Source organism: Spirulina sp. CCY15215 (assembly GCF_016888125.1).
In the GTDB taxonomy this organism is placed as follows: domain Bacteria; phylum Cyanobacteriota; class Cyanobacteriia; order Cyanobacteriales; family Spirulinaceae; genus CCY15215.
Genome location: NZ_JACSWA010000469.1, coordinates 47186 through 64327 on the forward strand (window position 1 = coordinate 47186; position 17142 = coordinate 64327).

A 17142-nucleotide genomic window follows, 5' to 3' on the forward strand; every position below is an offset into this window, starting at 1 on the left:
ACCCATTTTTCGGCGAAACAGTATTAATATTTCAAGAATCTTAACAAAGTTTCGTATTAATGGAACAACTCGCCTCAATATTTTGTTAAGTTTCCCGTAACTTTTTCCGAGAGTCAAGCAATTTAACCTAAAACGAGAGAATACGGGAGTGGGAGCGTCTCGCTCCCTAGTTGCGTAAATCCTCTAAATTAAGGATTCTTGTGGAAAATCTTTGCTTCAAAATAAACAATTTCTCTCTAGAGATAGATGCAACTTCAATTTTGGGACTGGTTTAAAAACGGTTTACTCTTGGGACTGATTGCGAGTTTGGCGATCGCCCTCTTGAATGCCCCTATTTCTCCGCGTCCTTTACCAATAGATGCGGGGGAAGTTCGTGGTGTTTGGCTAACCAATGTCAATAGCGGCGTACTCTTTTTCCCTTGGGGTATACAACGCGCTGTTAATACATTGGCGCAATTGCATTTTAATACTCTCTATCCCGTCGTTTGGAATCGAGGAGATACGTTTTATCCCAGTGCGATCGCCAAAGCAGCAACCGGACGCGATCGCGAACCTTTCCTCAAACTCATGCACTTGGGTTCCGATGTACTCAAAGAGGTCGTAACCCGAGGACATCAACAAGGATTTAAGGTTATTCCCTGGTTTGAATATGGTTTGATGACTCCTCAAGGTTCAGTCTTAGCTAAACGTCATCCCGACTGGTTTACGCAAACCTTAGATCGACAGCGAAAAGAATATCGCGATGCTTTTCAAGATAGCGAAGAACCCAAAAAGTCCTTTGAGTGGTTCAATAATTTATTTTCCATGCGTCAGGTGTGGTTAAACCCGTTACATCCAGAAGTGAGAAAGTTTATCAAAGGACTGATTTTAGAGGTTGTCCAAAATTATGATGTTGACGGCATTCAGATCGACGATCATTTTGGGATACCCGTAGAAATGGGCTACGACGATTTAACCCTGCAAATCTATCAAAAGGAACATCAGGGTAAATTACCCCCCAGCAACCCTTACGACCCGCGTTGGATGGGGTGGAGAGCAAACAAAGTTACTGAGTTGATAACAGAAATTTATCAGGAAGTTAAAGCCATAAAACCCGATTGTCTTATTTCTCTGTCTCCCAATTCTCAAAGCTATTCCTATACAAATTATCTACAAAATTGGCAAGTTTGGATTGCTCGAGGTCTGATTGATGAATTAGTCCTGCAAGTCTATCGTGGCGATCGCCAGGGCTTCATTAACGAACTCTCTCAACCCCCAGTCCGTTTCGCCCAACAACATATCCCCGTCAGTATTGGCATTCTAAGCGGGGTCGTCTCCAAGCCCGTCCCTATGAATACCATTCAAGAACAAGTTCGAGAAGTCCGCGATCGCCATTTTGCTGGTGTTTCCTTCTTTTACTGGGAAAGTCTCTGGGGTTACATCGCCCCAGAATCCCCAAAACGCCGCAGACAAGGCTTTAGCGACTTATTTACCGGATGAATCTCCCCTCATTTCTCCCCGCTTTGTAAACAAATATTACAATAATGCTGTCATACTGGCTTGGCATCTTGACAGTTTCCCAAAAAGGCAATTAAGATGGCACAACATACCCGGGTAAAAACAAAACAAGCACGAGATGCAAGACAAGCACAAAGTTACTCTTTATCTTCCACCAGACCTCCACCAAAGACTTAAAATCAAGTCCGCCGTGGATATTGAATCGATGTCCGCAATGGTAGAAAAGGCCGTTCTTTTTTACTTGCAGCATCCGGAAGTTATCGAACAAACCCAGGAACAAAACCAATCTTTGGAGGGAAAACAAGGGCAAACCCACCAGGTTTATCATTGTCCCGACTGTCGCTCTCCTGTCGTTCAAAGAGAGGGTGAATTGATTTCTTTAAAAAACCAAGCTGGCGTTCTCGTTAATGAAATTTCCCAGGAAATCTCGGTTGAGAAAATGCGCGAGCAGGTTAGAGGAGAACTCAATGGAGAACTCAATGAAGAACTCAATTCTCATTCTGAATCTCGGGAAGAGGAGACCTTAGTTCCTTGTTAAAGTTTCCTGTTATTTTATTTCTATTGGGTTTTTCTGTTAGAAAATAATTTCGCCCTATTAGAATCTCATTTCACTCTCATTGCCTAATATTTTTGGAGATTTTTCTAAATCTCTTTAGATCGCAAGGGGTTTGATTGTTGAGCGATCGATTACTTAAGGGTTAATCACCATGAAAGAAGAATTAAGCATTCTCATCAAAGCTCAATATCCCCTAATTTATCTCGTTACTCCCGAGGAGCAGCGAGCAGAGCAGGCGATCGCCCGCATCGCTCGAACAGAAACCCAACACCAACAGGTTTTTGTTTGGACGATGACCCAGGGGATGGTGGAATGTGGAAACGAACAGACAAACCCAGATCGGAATCAAGCGCGGAATTCAACCCGACACAATACTGTCTCCCCAGAAGCCGCAATTAAATGGGTGATTCAGCAGGAACAGGCGGGACTATTTATATTTAAAGACTTACACGATTTTATTACAGATCCAGGCGTAAAGCGAGCATTAAGAGATGCGATCGCCTCCTTTAAAGGGACTGAGAAAATTATCATTCTCATGTCTCCCCTACAAGAAATTCCCATTGAACTCGAGAAAGAAGTCGTCGTTCTTGACTATCCCCTGCCCAATATGGCAGAACTGAATAAAGTTCTCGATCGCCACCTCAATAAAACCAAGACGAGTCGTATTACCACAGAAGTTCGCGAGAAACTACTCAGAGCGGCCCTCGGTTTAACCAAAGACGAAGCCGAAAAAGTTTACCGCAAGGCTTATGTTAAAGCCGGTCGTCTCACCCAAGAAGAAGTTGACATTATTCTTTCAGAGAAAAAACAACTGATTCGACGCAATGGCATCTTGGAATATATCGAAGAAGATGAAACCCTTGACGCGATCGGAGGTTTAGACGAGTTAAAGAAATGGCTGCGCCAACGTTCTAACGCCTTCACCGAACGAGCCAGAGAATACGGACTTCCTCAACCGAAAGGAATGCTCATTTTAGGAGTTCCAGGCTGCGGTAAATCCTTGATCGCCAAAACCACATCGCGTCTCTGGGGATTGCCCATCCTGCGCTTGGACATGGGGCGAGTGTATGATGGTTCAATGGTAGGGCGATCGGAAGCCAACTTACGCAATGCCCTCAGAACCGCCGAGTCAATTTCTCCCGCCATTCTCTTCATTGACGAACTCGATAAGTCCTTTGCAGGGGGGACGGGTTCTGCGGACTCCGATGGCGGTACATCGAGCCGAATTTTTGGCTCCTTCCTAACCTGGATGCAGGAAAAAACCTCCCCAGTGTTTGTTATGGCAACAGCAAACCGGATCGAAAGATTGCCAGGGGAATTTTTACGCAAAGGACGCTTTGACGAGATATTTTTTGTTGACCTTCCCACGCAACAAGAACGGGAAGAAATATTTAGAATTCATTTATGCAAGCGACGGGATGACATTGCACGCTTCGACCTTCCCCAACTTGCTACAATGTCCGACGGATTTTCCGGAGCAGAGATCGAGCAGGCAATTATCGCCGCCATGTACGAAGCATTCGCCCAAGATCGGGAATTCGTACAAATCGATATTATTGCGGCACTCAAAGCCACTCTACCTCTGTCCCGAACCATGATGGAACAGGTAACTGCGCTGCGAGAATGGGCCAGACAGCGTGCCAGACCTGCCGCCACCGCCACGGCTGAATACCAGCGCATGGAGTTCTAACAGGCTTTCTCCCCTCGTTTTGAAGGGAGCAAAGACTAGCAAATCGCTAGTAGTTTAACGTTAGCAAGTCGCTAACAAGCAAAAAAAAAGCTGCCTTCAGAAGCCACTCTGACGGCAAGCTCAAACTCAAAAACACATCACAAATATATCACTGTCGTTTACCTTTTCGAGAGGAAATCCAAATGTCTCATTTCAGCACCTTGCGTACCAAAATCTCCGATGTTGCGATTCTCCAAACCTCTTTGCGCGATTTGGGCATCAGCGTTAAAGACGATGCTGACGTTCGCGGTTATAACGGACAGCGCGTTCGCGCCGACTTGGTTGCCGTTCTCGATGGCGAATACGATCTCGGTTGGTCTCGCAATGGCGATGGTACCTTTGATTTGATTGCCGACCTTTGGGGTGTTGCTAAAAAGCACAACCAGACCGAGTTGATCAACTCCATCAATCAAAAGTACGCTGTCAACAAAACCTTATCTGAAGTCAAGCAACGCGGTTTACAGAATGCCAATGTTAAATTGGTTATCCAGTAGTCTCCAATTTGCGTTCCGAAACATCATAAGGGTTAACTGTTTTTAAGTTAACCCTTTTTTTCTGCTTGGGGGTTCGGAATACCGAACTCCTTATTTTAATTAAATTAGATCCCAACTATCACGAACTACTGTCCTAGGGTGCTATTGCCTCCTAATTCTCTCTGGAGTGTTGTCGTTTTAACATCAGTTAACCCATTGTTAACCGAAAAGTTAGGGATTTTTTGGAAAGATAGAAAAGTATTCAAAATTACAGGATCGAGAAAAACAAATTTAACCTATGCTATACCAACATCCAGTGATTTACTTTACCGCAGAAAAAAGAGCAATCGCTATAATACTCTATGAATGATCCTCGTTTTTCCCTCAATTCGTCTCCTAAACATTTTAACAAGGGATTATTGGTGGGTTTGTTCATGAGAGAGCGTATTATTGAAGTCGGTTTAGCGATCGCCGCCGGAATTCCCGTTTTAATTTCCTTGGCTATTTTGGGTGTTTTTCTGTACGAAGCCACTTTTTTCTTCCAAGAAGTCTCCCCTTGGCAATTTTTGACCGATACCCAATGGACTCCCCTCTTTGCCAGTCAAAAGTTCGGCATTTTCGTTCTCACCAGTGCGACCTTTTCCATTGCCGCGATCGCAACTTTTGTGGCTGTTCCCATCGGTTTGTTAGCTGCTATTTATCTGGCAGAATATGCCCCCCAACAAGTTCGGCGCATTCTCAAACCAGCCCTGGAAACCCTATCGGGCATTCCCACCATTGTTTATGGCTATTTTGCTGTTTTACTCGTCACCCCCTTACTGCAGCAATTTATCCCCAATTTAGGAGGATTTAATGCCTTAAGTGCGGGATTAGTCACGGGAATTTTAATTACTCCCATTGTCTCTTCTATTAGCGAAGATGCGATCGAAAATGTGCCAATGGAATTGCGAGAAGGGGGGTATTCCCTCGGCTTTACCAAACGGGAAAACATCCTGCGAGTGATTTTACCCATCGCTTTTCCAGGGATCGTCGCAGCTATTACCCTGGCAACTTCCCGTGCTTTGGGAGAAACCATGATCGCCTCCATTGCGGCGGGACAAAATCCCAATTTAACCTTAAATCCCCTCGTTCCCGTTGAAAGTATCACCGCATTTATCATTCAAGTGAGCTTAGGAGATGTTCCGGCCAATTCTTTCCTTTTCCATACCTTATTTACCGTCGGTTTTGTCCTGTTTCTCCTCACCTTTTCTTTGAACTGGTTGGGGCATTGGTTAGTACGCCGTCACGAACAGATGATGAAAGGGTTAAGCATTCCCTCTATCGAAGTTGAGAGTGATTCCTCCAGAGAATCAAGTCGCGCGATCGCCAGCTTAAATTTCCCCCTCGATACTCATTTATCCTTTGAAAAAGCCTTAACTCGTCGCCAACGTTACGATCGCCTGTTTCTTTCTCTGACTTTATGCACGACTTTAGTGGGGGCGATCGTCTTAGTTATTTTACTCACCAGTGTACTACTGCAAGGTATTCCCGTACTCGATGGGAGCTTTTTGACCAGTTTTGCCTCTCGTAATGCCGAAGATGCGGGGATTTATGCAGCTTTAGTGGGAACATTATGGCTATTGGTGCTAACCGCCGCGATCGCCTTTCCCATTGGCGTTGGGGCGGCGATCTACCTCGAAGAGTATTTACCTCGCAATACCTTCAATCACATTTTAGAGATTCATTTAGCCAATCTTGCCGCCGTCCCCTCGATTATTTACGGGTTGTTGGGTTTGGCCTTATTTGCTAGGGTATTGCAACCCATCACGGGAGGGCGCAGCTTGCTTTCGGCGGCTTTGGTTTTATCCTCCATTGTGTTACCTCTGGTCATTATTACCACTCGAGGGGCATTGCGATCGGTTCCCCAAAGTCAACGTCAAGCGGCATTTGGCGTGGGAATGACCCAGTGGCAAGCGATTCACAATGTAATTTTACCCTCAGCTTTCCCAAGGATTATAACAGGAATGTTATTAGCCCTATCCCGTGCTATTGGCGAAACAGCCCCTCTCATTGCCGTTGGTGCAGTGGCTTATATCTCCTTTGTGCCAGAATTTTCTCTAGGGGACTTGCAAAGTAATTTTACAACCTTAACCACCCAGATTTTTTACTGGATTGCCCGCCCGCAAAAAGAGTTTCACAATTTAGCGGCGGCAACAATTCTGGTTTTGGGCGCGATCGTTTTTACGATCAATATTTTTGCGGTTTTATTGCGCGATTTTTATCGCAAAAAAAAAGGAGAATTAGCGAATAATAAACCCTGAAAAATTATCAATGAATAACCAACAAGCAATAACAATGAATAATCCCGTATTCACATCAAAATCTGAGCAAGAATCTTCTGAAATCTTGCCAGAAGTTATTTTACAAGCGGAAGATGTTTCTGTGTCCTATCACGGAATTCCCGCTTTGCAGAATATTAGTTTAGAGATATACAAAAATCAAATTACCAGTTTTATCGGTCCGTCAGGATGTGGAAAAAGCACATTTTTAAGATGTTTTAATCGTCTTAACGACCTCATCCCCGAAACCCGCATGACCGGGAAAATTCGCTTTTTTGGACAAAGTATTCGCCGGATGAATCCCGTAGAAATTCGCCGTCGCATCGGCATGGTTTTTCAACGCCCCAATCCTTTCCCTAAATCAATTTATGATAATATTGCCGTCGGTTTACGAGTGAATGGTTATCGCGGTAATCTTGACGATCGCGTAGAAACATCTCTGCGTCACGTTGGCTTATGGAATGAAGTCAAAAATAAACTCAAGAAAAACGCCTTGGATTTATCGGGAGGACAACAACAACGATTATGTATTGCCCGCACTATTGCTTTAAATCCAGAAGTCATTTTAATGGATGAACCCACCGCAGCATTAGACCCAATTTCGGCGGGACGGATTAATGATCTATTAATGACAATGCGACAATATTACACGATTATTCTGATTACTCATAATTTGAAACAAGCTGCATTAGTTACCGATCGCGTTGCCTTTTTTAATGTCGAAATTAACTCTCGGGGCGATCGGGTAGGAAAATTAATTGAATATGCACCCACTCTCGATATTTTTGTCAATCCCACTCAACAAACAACTTGGGATTATGTCGTGCCTGGATCGCGTTATTCTTCTTAATGAGCAAGGGGGAATTTTAATCGTTTTATTCTCTCTCGAGGCATACATTCATGGCTGTTGATCCCAGCAAACTGTAAGATTTATTTAAGAGTTATAGCCTATTCAAAGAGGAATCTTACAATATGACCGTTGCTACCGCAATTCCCGCATTTTGTCAAGGAATTCAGCATTTTAGCGAAACCTTACCCGAGTTTGAGAAGTACGGGAAAACTCCTGCTATTGGGGAGGGACAAACTGCAATTAGTTCCCCTAGCGATCCGGCTGCAGTTTATCAAACGATGCTGATGGCAGATGCCCTTCGCTATTTAACCTTACAAGTCACTGCTTCAAAAGCCTCGGGACATCCTGGAGGGTTTGCCAGTATTGCCGATGCGATCGCCGCTTTAATTCTCTTGGGGTACAAAAATATTATTACCGAAGTCGGACATCACGCCCCTGGATTCTACAGCACGATGTTCCTCGATCGCTCTTTGGAGGAGATGGGCATTGAAACCGTACAGCAAATGCGCGATCGCTATCGGGAAACCGATGGGCTTTTGGGTCACTTATCTGGGCAAATTCCAGGGCTTCTCAACCCCGCAGGACCTTTGGGACAAGGACAGCATTTCGCGATGGCTGGTGCGAAGTTACATCCCGGAACATTATTTCCCGTTACAATTGGGGATGGAGGTTTAGGTGAGCCTTATGTCATGAGTAGTATGGCTCACTTTAACACTGCCTATCCTAAAGTCACGAACTTTCTGCCCATTCTAGTCTGGAATGGCTATTCCCAAGAACATCATAGCATGGTTTCCACTAAAACCAATGATGAAATGATCGAATATTGGGGAGGAAATGGCTTTAAAGAAATCTTCCTAGTGGATGCAAAGCATTACGATGATGCGAAACAAACTGGAGATTATGTTGATAGTACGGCATTCTCTCTCAAAAAACGTTTGGAATTTATGGAAGCTATTTTAGATGCAACAGATCGGGCGGCAAAATGTGCCTTAAATGGAGAATTAACAGTTTTAATTGTCAAACAGTTGAAAGGGGCAGGAGTTCACAAACGCGGCGCAAAATCCCACAACCTTTATCCTGGAGATACTACGGAAAAAGATTATATCGTTGAGGCTTTGAAAGCGCGGGCATTAACACCGGAAGCATGGGAATTAGTGCGAACAAATTGTACGCGATCGCAGGGAGGTCCTGCGGCAAAAACCGTTGTTACGGAAACAGAATATCCTTTAACCGATCTGGGACAATTACCCTTAGAAGAATATGCCGTTGGTGGAGATAAAAAAGTTGCAACAACGGCGATGGGTACTTTAATTGGTCACGTGGGACAAAACGATCCTAATTTTGTTTTGACCAATGCAGATGGGAATGCAGCTTCGGGAATTAATAACGTCAATATTGCTTTAAAAATCGTTCATCCTACCGTTGATGAAGACTATTTTCAACAACCAGAGGGACAAGTTTACGAACCTTTAAGCGAAGATGCTTGTGCGGGTTTGGCAGCAGGTTTAGCATTATTTGGATCGCGGACTTTATGGTGTTCTTATGAATCTTTTGCCATCAATGGTTTACCCATTTGGCAAACTGTTACCCAAGCAATGGCAGAATTGCGCCATGTTACACCTTCTACCATTACTTTATTCACAGCAGGGGCATTAGAGCAAGGACGCAATGGTTGGACCCATCAACGTCCGGAAATTGAAAACTATTTTGCTGCTTTAATGCGGAATGGCAATATATTTCCTTTATTCCCTTGTGATGCTAATAGCATTCAAGCCTGTTATGAATGGGCTTTGGGTACTAAAAATAAGGGGATTACCATTACTGCTTCTAAGTCTCCTTTACCCATTCGCAGCACCTTTGAACAAACCCGAAAAGGGTTAAAAGAAGGTGGTTTTATCGTGCAGGAAATTGCAGGAGAAAAAACAGTTGTTTTTGCTGTTATTGGTGATATGACTTTAATTCCTGTTTTAGATGCAGCAGAAGAGTTGAAAAGTCAAGGAATTGGCTCAAAAGTTGTCAGTTTGATCAGTCCTCGCCGTTTATATCGTCCTTCAGATACAGCTTATGAAACTTGTTCCGAATCTGATGCGGGATTCTTAGATGATACTGGGTTTGAAAACTTGTTGGGTGGTGATGTTTTATTAGGCATTACTGGCGGTTCTTCTGCGATGTTAGAACCGGTTATGTTGCGGAGTTCTTCCCCGCGAGATACGTTTGCTTGGAAGCGAGGAGAAACGGCTGCAAGTGCAGGGGCTGTTATGGCATTAAATGGTTTAACCGCAGATGCTTTTGTTAAGCGTGCTGTTGAATTATTAAGTTAGACTTGTAGGGTGGGCATTGCCCACCTTTTTCTCGTCTCGAAATCTTAATCAGGCGATCGCAATTGTGCCAAATAGATTATAATATTATTAGCGGTAAAGTCGTGTCGAAGGGATAAGCTGATGATTGTTGCCACTCAATCCAAATACTTCACCCCAGAAGAATATCTGGAATTGGAAGAACAAGCAGAATTTAAAAATGAATATTTAGATGGAGAAATCGTTCCTATGGCAGGGGCTACTGCAAATCATAATAAAATTTCCCTGAATTTTTGTCGTTCATTTCCTTTGAGTATTGATGAAAAGGACTATGATATTTTTATGAGCGATATGCGCTTATGGATTCCAAGTTACCGCCGCTATACTTATCCTGATGTTATGATGACAGATGGCGAACCGATTTTTACCGATGAAAAACAAACAGCAATTATTAATCCTTGTCTGATTGTCGAAATTTTGTCTCGTTCGACCAAAGATTATGATAAAACGGACAAGTTTAAAAAGTATCGTTCGATCGCCTCATTCCAAGAATATATTTTGATTTCCCAAACCAGTTATAATGTAGAACAATACACAAAACAAAAAGATGGGCGCTGGTTATTAACAGAATATTTAGAAGAGGATTCTATATTAAAATTAGAAGCAGTAAATTTTGAAATTGCCTTAAAAGATTTATACAAGCGTGTCAATTTTGATCTGGGGAGGTAGGGGTTTGGTCTCCAAACCCTCCCGAATCGTAATGCGATCGCGGTAATACCGTAGGGGTTTGGTCTCCAAACCCTCTGGGATCATAATGCGATCGCGGTTAATACCGTAGGGGTTTGGTCTCCAAACCCCCTCCAAACCCCCAAATTCAGGTAGATTCCACCAATATTTCCTCAAAAGCAAAATCAGGGGCAGCAAGAACGAATAAAGTAGTGGGAAGTCCTGTAGCAAGGATTTGCTGCTTTTCATAATAGGTGACAAACATATCATTATCCGGTTTCGCCATACCCAAAAAGACCAGATCGGCATTCTCAGAAGAACTGTGAAGAATTTCATTAAAAGAACGTCCTTCGGCAATTAAAACTTGAGGCAAAGCAGTAATGCGTAACTTAGCAATTAAAATCTCCAAATTGGTTTGGGCTGCTGCTGCGGCGCGGCTATCGGGAACAACTAATTTCAAATAAATCTGGGCTTTGCGCCAACTAATATTTTTACACAAAAGATAAGCCAATAAAAGCATTAAACTTCCATTTGCTTGTAACCCCCCCCACCAAATATCGATGCGCGATCGCGCCCCAAAACCGCGATCGCCATCTTCTCGCAGAACAACAATACTGCGTTTGGCACCGTGAATATCGCGAATCATTTGACAGTAGCGATCGCGGATAGCTGCATTCTCGCTATCCCCCAAAATAATAGTATTGGGAACCACTGCCCCCAACCCATAAGTTTCCACTAATCGATAGGCACCCTCAAAAGTATTAGCCGCCGTCACAACCCTTACCAATGCTTGTACACCGCGACGTTCGAGATAATCGCTTAAAGTACGTTCTAACTCTGCCTGTTGCGCCAAATCTCGCGATCCGCTTGGTAAAACACTAGAAACCGTAATTAATCCTCGGTTATGGGTGAATCCTTCCGCCAGTTCAATTAAAGACCAACGCTTGCGAGGAATGCCCGAGAGAACAAGAACGTGAGGCCGCCAGTTTTTCGTATCTTCCGCGTGACGAATTTGCAAGATACCCACTCGCAGTAATTCCATCCATAACCCGCGTCGTACATCTCCCCATGCTGTCACCAATTCTCGCTGCTGCAACCAGAAATAGATACCCAAGACGATCGCCGCAGCGACCACCGTTGCGATCGCATTAATGAGAAACATCACCGCCAAACATCCCGCCGCCCCGAGAAGGGAAAAACTCCAATGGACGCGGAAAGTAGGGCGAAAAGAGGGACTTTGCAACATTCCCTCGATACCTGCGGAGATATTCAACACCAGGTAAGTCGTCAGGAAAAACATAGTTAATATTGGGGCAATTAAATTCAAATCCCCAATACAAACCGCCGCGATCGCCACGCCGAGGGTAACGGCGGTACCAATGCGAGGTTCGTCTCCTTTACCGCTTCCCTGTCCTAAAATACTCATCCAAGAGGGTAAAACGCCATCTCTAGCTAAAGCCTGCAAGACCCGAGGCGCACCCAAAATACTCCCCAGGGCGCTACTCAAGGTTGCCCCCCAGACCCCCCAGAGGATCGTTGGACCCCACAAGGCCATCTGCTTCATAATCAGGGAATCTTCAATTAGCGTGGACGCATCGGCACGCATGGCGAGGATGATAGGTAAACCCATATAAATGAGATAACCGGTTCCCACGGCGGCTAAAGTGCCGATAGGGATAGATTTGGTGGGGTCTCGCAAGTCTCCAGACATGGATACCCCGGCCATAATTCCCGTGACGGCGGGGAAAAAGACGGCAAATACGACCCAAAAAGATTCTCCGTTACTATTCCATAATTCAATAACCGTGGGTTCTACGGGTTTGCCCAAAATTAGAGAAATAAGGGATAGGGCGATCGCCGCCATGATGAAATATTGGGCGCGAATGGCGATACTGGCGGAAGTTAAAGCAAGAACTGCAACCAGAATGGTAGTAATTAGGGCAACATAGGTTTGGTTGAGGGCGGGAAAAGTTTTGACAATACTTTCGGCAAACCCGATAGTATAGAGGGCTACAGATAAAGCCTGGGCGAAATAGAGGGGGATACCCACTGCGCCTCCGGTTTCAATTCCCAGCGATCGGCTGATCATGTAGTAGGCACCCCCAACTCGAATAACGCGATCGGTGGCGATCGCGCTAACGGAAAGAGAAGTTAAAAATGTAATTGAGGTAGAAAGAGTAACAATCGCAAGAGTTCCCAATAACCCCACATTGCCCACAACCCAGCCGAAGCGAAGGTACATGATCACCCCTAAAATTGTTAGAACTGAGGGAGTATAAACGCCTCCAAAAGTTCCTAAGCCTGTCTGTTTTGCTTCGGTCATTTCAATGATTAATTATTAATACAATTACCAATTATTTGTGACCTATTTTAGTTTAATTTTAAAGCATTAACGGGAACTTCATCCCAAGATTTTACAATTCGCAGACGGGCGATCCAACCGTCTAATTTTTGTTGTTGAGAAAGATTGTTTTCAAAAGATTCGTGACAAGAGTTTGCTTGTTCTTCATCGCAAGAGGCAATACAAGCATGAATTATACCAGAAGGATCAATTTGTTCGTTTACCCAAATGTTCATAATTAGTTTAATAATTTATTTTCTGTTGTCTTTTGCCTCTTGCCTGTTCCCTCTTCAAAGAATTTCTTGCAGAGCAGATTTAACTGTAGGATACTGATAATTAAAACCTAATGCTTCGACTGCTTTCGGTTGCACATTTTGACCTTCTAAAACAACGATCGCGCCATCTCCTAAAATAGCTTCGATCGCAAAACTGGGGACGGGAAGCCAAGAAGGACGATGCAGGACTTCTCCTAAGACGTGACAAAACTCCTCCATACGCACGGGATTTGGTGCTGTAGCATTATAAACTCCTGCTATTTCAGGATGGGCGATCGCCTCTAAAATTAAATTTACTATATCTTCTTGATGAATCCAAGAAAACCATTGTTTCCCACTACCAATAGACCCCCCCATAAAGAGTTTAAAAGGGGTAATCATTTTGGCGATCGCGCCACCATTCCCTAAAACAATACCCAATCTCAAGATAACCAAACGAACATTATTTTCCTTTACTTTTTCAGCTTCAGCTTCCCATTTTTGGCAAACTTCCGCGAGAAAATCATCACCCGAGGGGCTATTTTCAGCAAAGATTTGCGTTTCGCTGGTGCCATAATAACCAATAGCAGAAGCATTAATTAACACTTGAGGTTTAGGATCGGCTTTGGCGATCGCTTCCACTATTTTTTGCGTCCCAATTTGGCGACTCAAGACAATTTCTTGTTTGCGATCGCTAGTCCAACGTCCTTCCGCAAGCGGTTCTCCTGCTAAATTTACCACCGCATCACAGCCTGCAATTTTCTCTTGCCAATCTCCCGATTTTTTGGGCGTATAAGAGACAATTTCTAAAGTTGGGAAAGCAGAATTGGGAAACATTTTCTGGGTGCGTTCTTTATTGCGGGTAAATATTAGAATAGTTTCCTTTTTCTCGTTCAGTTTTGCCACCAAACGACTCCCAACAAATCCAGTTCCACCCGTAATTGCAATTTTCATAGTTAGTTATGAGTAATGGGTACAATTCATTATTTATTATTCATCGTTCATCTTTCCCTTCATACTCCATTTCGTTTGCTTCAGCATAACGATTGAGAAAGCGCATTAATCTTTCCCAATGATCTTCGCGATCGATGTCTATCTGGCATTCTACGCCCATAAGTTCGTCGCTTTCATCTCCCCCGTAACGAATTTTGATTGAACTGGGAGTCACGTTAATTTCTCCTTCAGAATCAACTAATCTTAATGTTCCTGTGGCCTGTTTGGTGTAACTATTGATGATATCTAAGGCATTTAATTGCCGAAAAAACATTAAAACATTGCGAATTCCCGTTTCTTTGCCTTGTCTTAACCTAATATTGGTTAATTCCTCAGAAACTCCTTTAAAAAATTCTATGGATGGTTGTATTTCAGACATAGTTCATCCTGGGTAACAAAGATGGAGAAAGGAAACGAATCAGAGAAAAACCGTTTCCCGTCCCCAATTTTTACTAATAGTCTAAGTCTATTCTCCGCCTTGGAGTTTCAGAATAAAAAATCCCAAACCCAAACCGACGAGAATGAGAGAAAATGACAGTAAACCCGCATTGATCATCAGATCGTTAGCACTCATTCGTGATTCTCCTTAAGCGATCGCAATTTTTTTGACTAACAAGCATTGTAAAACACTGAAGTCTCAAAGAAAAATAAAACCGTGAAACCCAAACCCTATCTCGCAATTCCTATAGGAGACCCTGCCGGAATCGGAACGGAGGTGCTACTTAAAGCCTTGGCAGACCCGACAATTCACGAAAAATGCCAAATTTGTCTTTTTGGCACAAAAACGCTGCTAAAGTCTGCCTATCAACATTTACGGGCAAAGGAGATTGAGGATTTAGCCGATCCGGAACAATTTTCTCTCGTGGAGGTGCCTGGCGATCGCGCTGCTATAAAATGGGGTAAAGGAAATGCTGCTAGTGGGGAGGCCAGTTTTGCTTATTTGCAAGCTGCGATCGATCGCACCCTTGGGGGGGAATTCCAAGGCATTGTCACGGCTCCCATTGCCAAATCCCTCTGGAAGGCGGCAGGATATGATTATCCTGGGCAAACTGAAGTCCTGGCGGAGAAAGCGGGGTGCGATCGCTATGGGATGCTATTTGTAGCGCGATCGCCTCATAGCGATTATGCGTTAATTGTACTTTTGGCCACAACTCACATTCCTTTACATCAAGTTCCCGCAGCACTGACCCCAGAGTTATTAGCATGGAAGTTAGACCTGTTAATTCATTGTCTCAAAACCGATTTTGGGATTGAGAATCCCTGTATTGCCGTCTCTGGCTTAAATCCTCACAGTGGCGAAGGGGGACAATTGGGAACAGAAGAGCAAGATTGGCTCATTCCTTGGCTGGAAAAAGAACGACGCGATCGCCCCAATATGCGACTCCTGGGACCGGTTCCCCCGGATACTCTTTGGGTGCAACCAGGGCGATCGTGGTATGTTGGCGCAACCAACCCCGTCAATGCTTATTTGGCGCTGTACCACGATCAAGGACTGATTCCGGTTAAATTAATGGCCTTCGATCGCGCTATTAATACCACCATTGGTTTACCCTTTATTCGCACTTCTCCCGATCACGGGACTGCTTTTGATATTGCGGGACAAGGAATTGCTGATGCTACCAGTATGAAAGCGGCGATCGTATTGGCTGCGGAATTGGCGATGCGAAGAATGGCGATCGGGTAAAATCAGATCGACCCCATGACACAAACAATAATTAATAATTATCCTTAAATTATCAATTAATTTCATGAACTATTCTATTCCTCCATTGCCTTTAAAGATTGATGTTGAGACAAGAGTTGTTTTAAAAAAATCAGCAGTTGCTCATAGAGCATTGGCTGAGTTAAAAGGGATTACCGCAACAATTCCCAATGAAAATATTTTAATTAATACCCTTTCTTTGCAGGAAGCTAAGGATAGTTCCGCTATTGAGAATATTATTACAACCCATGATGAGATTTATAGGAGTGATGTCCTAAATCAACAGTTTGCATCTATTGCAGCAAAGGAAATTTATTCTTATTCTACTGCTCTTAAACATGGTTTTGAAGAAGTCAAAAAAACAGGGTTATTAACCAATAATACTATTCTAAAAATTCAGTCAATTATTGAAGAAAATAATGCGGGTTTTAGAAAGTTGCCAGGGACTTCTCTAAAAAATGATGTAACTGGACAAGTTATCTATACTCCACCTCAGTCTAGCCAGGAAGTGATTGATTTGATGAACAATTTAGAGAGATTTATTAATGACGATTCCTTATCAGATTTTGACCCACTGACAAAAATGGCAATTATTCATCATCAATTTGAAAGTATTCATCCTTTTTATGATGGGAATGGTCGAACAGGTAGGATTATTAATATTCTCTATTTGGTGAAGCAGGATTTACTCAAAATTCCGGTTTTATATCTGAGTCGTTTTATTAATCAAAAAAAGGTGGATTATTATTCTTTGTTACAAAGTGTTAGAACGGATAATGTTTGGGAGGATTGGATTTTATTTGTGTTGGAAGGTGTGGAAAAAACTTCTCTAGAAACGATTGAGTTGATTAAAAATATAAAGGTTCTGATGCAGAAAAGTAAGCACAGGATGAGGAAGGAGTTGCCGAATATTTATAGTCAGGATATTTTAAATAATCTGTTTCGTCATCCCTATACTAAAATTGAGTTTGTGGTGAATGAGTTGGGTATTCATCGCAATACAGCAAGTAAGTATTTGGAGGAATTAGTCGGGATAGGCTTATTGTCAAAGTATAAGTTAGGAAAGGAAAACTTTTATTTGAATAATGCCTTATTTGAGCTTTTGAGGAATGTAGGACAGATAGAGGAGAGTGATTAATAATACAATTGTATTAATTGTCATGCACAAGTTTTTAGGGTTTTGTGTGCATGAAACAGGAATCATGCACAAAAAATGGCTTTTTCTGTGCATGACAATCAATAAACTTTATTTTTGGTAAGAGAAGATGCTGGGAAGTTACCACAGATTCTGAAACTTTACCAGGCAATTCAATGAGTTTTGTAATAAGTAACATTGCCAATTTATAATCTAAAAAAGAGCATACCGAAGTACGCTCTTTTCCTTCTATTTTTTCAGTTGGAAATCA

General features: G+C 43.0%; 15 protein-coding genes. 10 read left to right on the forward strand and 5 right to left on the reverse strand.

The window, feature by feature from the left end; all coding sequences use genetic code 11:
- Positions 1 to 246 precede the first annotated feature (246 nt).
- From JUI58_RS15605 to JUI58_RS15640, 8 genes are all read left to right on the forward strand, one after another.
- The gene (locus JUI58_RS15605) at positions 247 to 1479 is read left to right on the forward strand and encodes a family 10 glycosylhydrolase (RefSeq protein ID WP_204104725.1); all 1233 of its coding nucleotides are present in this window, start codon (positions 247 to 249) and stop codon (positions 1477 to 1479) included.
- Positions 1480 to 1615: 136 nt separating this feature from the next.
- Positions 1616 to 2035, forward strand: a complete 420-nt coding sequence (locus JUI58_RS15610; RefSeq protein WP_204104726.1) for a hypothetical protein — start codon at positions 1616 to 1618, stop codon at positions 2033 to 2035.
- A 169-nt stretch (positions 2036 to 2204) separates the two neighbouring features.
- Entirely contained in the window at positions 2205 to 3743 is a 1539-nt protein-coding gene (locus JUI58_RS15615) for an AAA family ATPase (RefSeq protein WP_204104727.1), read from the forward strand.
- Between the two features lie 182 nt (positions 3744 to 3925).
- Positions 3926 to 4276: a DUF1257 domain-containing protein gene (locus JUI58_RS15620; RefSeq protein ID WP_204104728.1), complete on the forward strand. Its 351-nt coding sequence runs from the start codon at positions 3926 to 3928 to the stop codon at positions 4274 to 4276.
- 341 nt (positions 4277 to 4617) lie between these two features.
- On the forward strand, positions 4618 to 6555 hold the full coding sequence (gene pstC / locus JUI58_RS15625) for a phosphate ABC transporter permease subunit PstC (RefSeq protein ID WP_204104729.1): 1938 nt from the start codon (positions 4618 to 4620) through the stop codon (positions 6553 to 6555).
- 34 nt (positions 6556 to 6589) lie between these two features.
- A complete protein-coding gene (locus JUI58_RS15630; RefSeq protein ID WP_348539902.1) occupies positions 6590 to 7423 on the forward strand; it encodes a phosphate ABC transporter ATP-binding protein in 834 nt (277 codons plus the stop codon).
- 122 nt (positions 7424 to 7545) lie between these two features.
- Positions 7546 to 9744: a phosphoketolase gene (locus JUI58_RS15635; RefSeq protein WP_204104730.1), complete on the forward strand. Its 2199-nt coding sequence runs from the start codon at positions 7546 to 7548 to the stop codon at positions 9742 to 9744.
- Between the two features lie 120 nt (positions 9745 to 9864).
- The gene (locus JUI58_RS15640; RefSeq protein WP_204104731.1) at positions 9865 to 10449 is read left to right on the forward strand and encodes a Uma2 family endonuclease; all 585 of its coding nucleotides are present in this window, start codon (positions 9865 to 9867) and stop codon (positions 10447 to 10449) included.
- 145 nt (positions 10450 to 10594) lie between these two features.
- Here JUI58_RS15640 and JUI58_RS15645 read toward each other — a convergent pair whose 3' ends face one another.
- The 5 genes from JUI58_RS15645 to JUI58_RS15665 form a co-directional block, all read right to left on the reverse strand.
- Positions 10595 to 12769: a Na-K-Cl cotransporter gene (locus JUI58_RS15645; protein ID WP_204104732.1), complete on the reverse strand. Its 2175-nt coding sequence runs from the start codon at positions 12767 to 12769 to the stop codon at positions 10595 to 10597.
- A 47-nt stretch (positions 12770 to 12816) separates the two neighbouring features.
- Positions 12817 to 13023: a glycogen debranching protein gene (locus JUI58_RS15650; protein ID WP_204104733.1), complete on the reverse strand. Its 207-nt coding sequence runs from the start codon at positions 13021 to 13023 to the stop codon at positions 12817 to 12819.
- Positions 13024 to 13077: 54 nt separating this feature from the next.
- Positions 13078 to 13995 (reverse strand): TIGR01777 family oxidoreductase, encoded by a 918-nt coding sequence (locus JUI58_RS15655; RefSeq protein ID WP_204104734.1) that lies wholly within the window; start codon positions 13993 to 13995, stop codon positions 13078 to 13080.
- 40 nt (positions 13996 to 14035) lie between these two features.
- On the reverse strand, positions 14036 to 14413 hold the full coding sequence (gene psb28 / locus JUI58_RS15660) for a photosystem II reaction center protein Psb28 (protein WP_204104735.1): 378 nt from the start codon (positions 14411 to 14413) through the stop codon (positions 14036 to 14038).
- An 87-nt stretch (positions 14414 to 14500) separates the two neighbouring features.
- Entirely contained in the window at positions 14501 to 14608 is a 108-nt protein-coding gene (locus JUI58_RS15665) for a PetM family cytochrome b6-f complex subunit 7 (RefSeq protein ID WP_204104736.1), read from the reverse strand.
- An 81-nt stretch (positions 14609 to 14689) separates the two neighbouring features.
- Here JUI58_RS15665 and pdxA point away from each other — a divergent pair, with 81 nt between their 5' ends.
- Positions 14690 to 15718, forward strand: a complete 1029-nt coding sequence (gene pdxA / locus JUI58_RS15670; RefSeq protein ID WP_204104737.1) for a 4-hydroxythreonine-4-phosphate dehydrogenase PdxA — start codon at positions 14690 to 14692, stop codon at positions 15716 to 15718.
- A gap of 64 nt (positions 15719 to 15782) precedes the next feature.
- Entirely contained in the window at positions 15783 to 16874 is a 1092-nt protein-coding gene (locus JUI58_RS15675) for a Fic family protein (RefSeq protein WP_204104738.1), read from the forward strand.
- Positions 16875 to 17142 lie beyond the last annotated feature (268 nt).

What these genes read in the sequence shown, in the direction of transcription:
- JUI58_RS15615 (WP_204104727.1), top strand. Translation starts at nt 2,205, where the DNA reads ATGAAAGAAGAATTAAGCATTCTCATCAAAGCTCAATATCCCCTAATT.
- JUI58_RS15630 (WP_348539902.1), top strand. Translation starts at nt 6,590, where the DNA reads ATGAATAATCCCGTATTCACATCAAAATCTGAGCAAGAATCTTCTGAA.
- pstC (WP_204104729.1), top strand. Translation starts at nt 4,618, where the DNA reads ATGAATGATCCTCGTTTTTCCCTCAATTCGTCTCCTAAACATTTTAAC.
- JUI58_RS15645 (WP_204104732.1), bottom strand. Translation starts at nt 12,769, where the DNA reads ATGACCGAAGCAAAACAGACAGGCTTAGGAACTTTTGGAGGCGTTTAT.
- JUI58_RS15675 (WP_204104738.1), top strand. Translation starts at nt 15,783, where the DNA reads ATGAACTATTCTATTCCTCCATTGCCTTTAAAGATTGATGTTGAGACA.
- JUI58_RS15610 (WP_204104726.1), top strand. Translation starts at nt 1,616, where the DNA reads ATGCAAGACAAGCACAAAGTTACTCTTTATCTTCCACCAGACCTCCAC.
- JUI58_RS15605 (WP_204104725.1), top strand. Translation starts at nt 247, where the DNA reads ATGCAACTTCAATTTTGGGACTGGTTTAAAAACGGTTTACTCTTGGGA.
- JUI58_RS15620 (WP_204104728.1), top strand. Translation starts at nt 3,926, where the DNA reads ATGTCTCATTTCAGCACCTTGCGTACCAAAATCTCCGATGTTGCGATT.
- JUI58_RS15635 (WP_204104730.1), top strand. Translation starts at nt 7,546, where the DNA reads ATGACCGTTGCTACCGCAATTCCCGCATTTTGTCAAGGAATTCAGCAT.
- JUI58_RS15655 (WP_204104734.1), bottom strand. Translation starts at nt 13,995, where the DNA reads ATGAAAATTGCAATTACGGGTGGAACTGGATTTGTTGGGAGTCGTTTG.
- JUI58_RS15650 (WP_204104733.1), bottom strand. Translation starts at nt 13,023, where the DNA reads ATGAACATTTGGGTAAACGAACAAATTGATCCTTCTGGTATAATTCAT.
- JUI58_RS15640 (WP_204104731.1), top strand. Translation starts at nt 9,865, where the DNA reads ATGATTGTTGCCACTCAATCCAAATACTTCACCCCAGAAGAATATCTG.
- JUI58_RS15665 (WP_204104736.1), bottom strand. Translation starts at nt 14,608, where the DNA reads ATGAGTGCTAACGATCTGATGATCAATGCGGGTTTACTGTCATTTTCT.
- psb28 (WP_204104735.1), bottom strand. Translation starts at nt 14,413, where the DNA reads ATGTCTGAAATACAACCATCCATAGAATTTTTTAAAGGAGTTTCTGAG.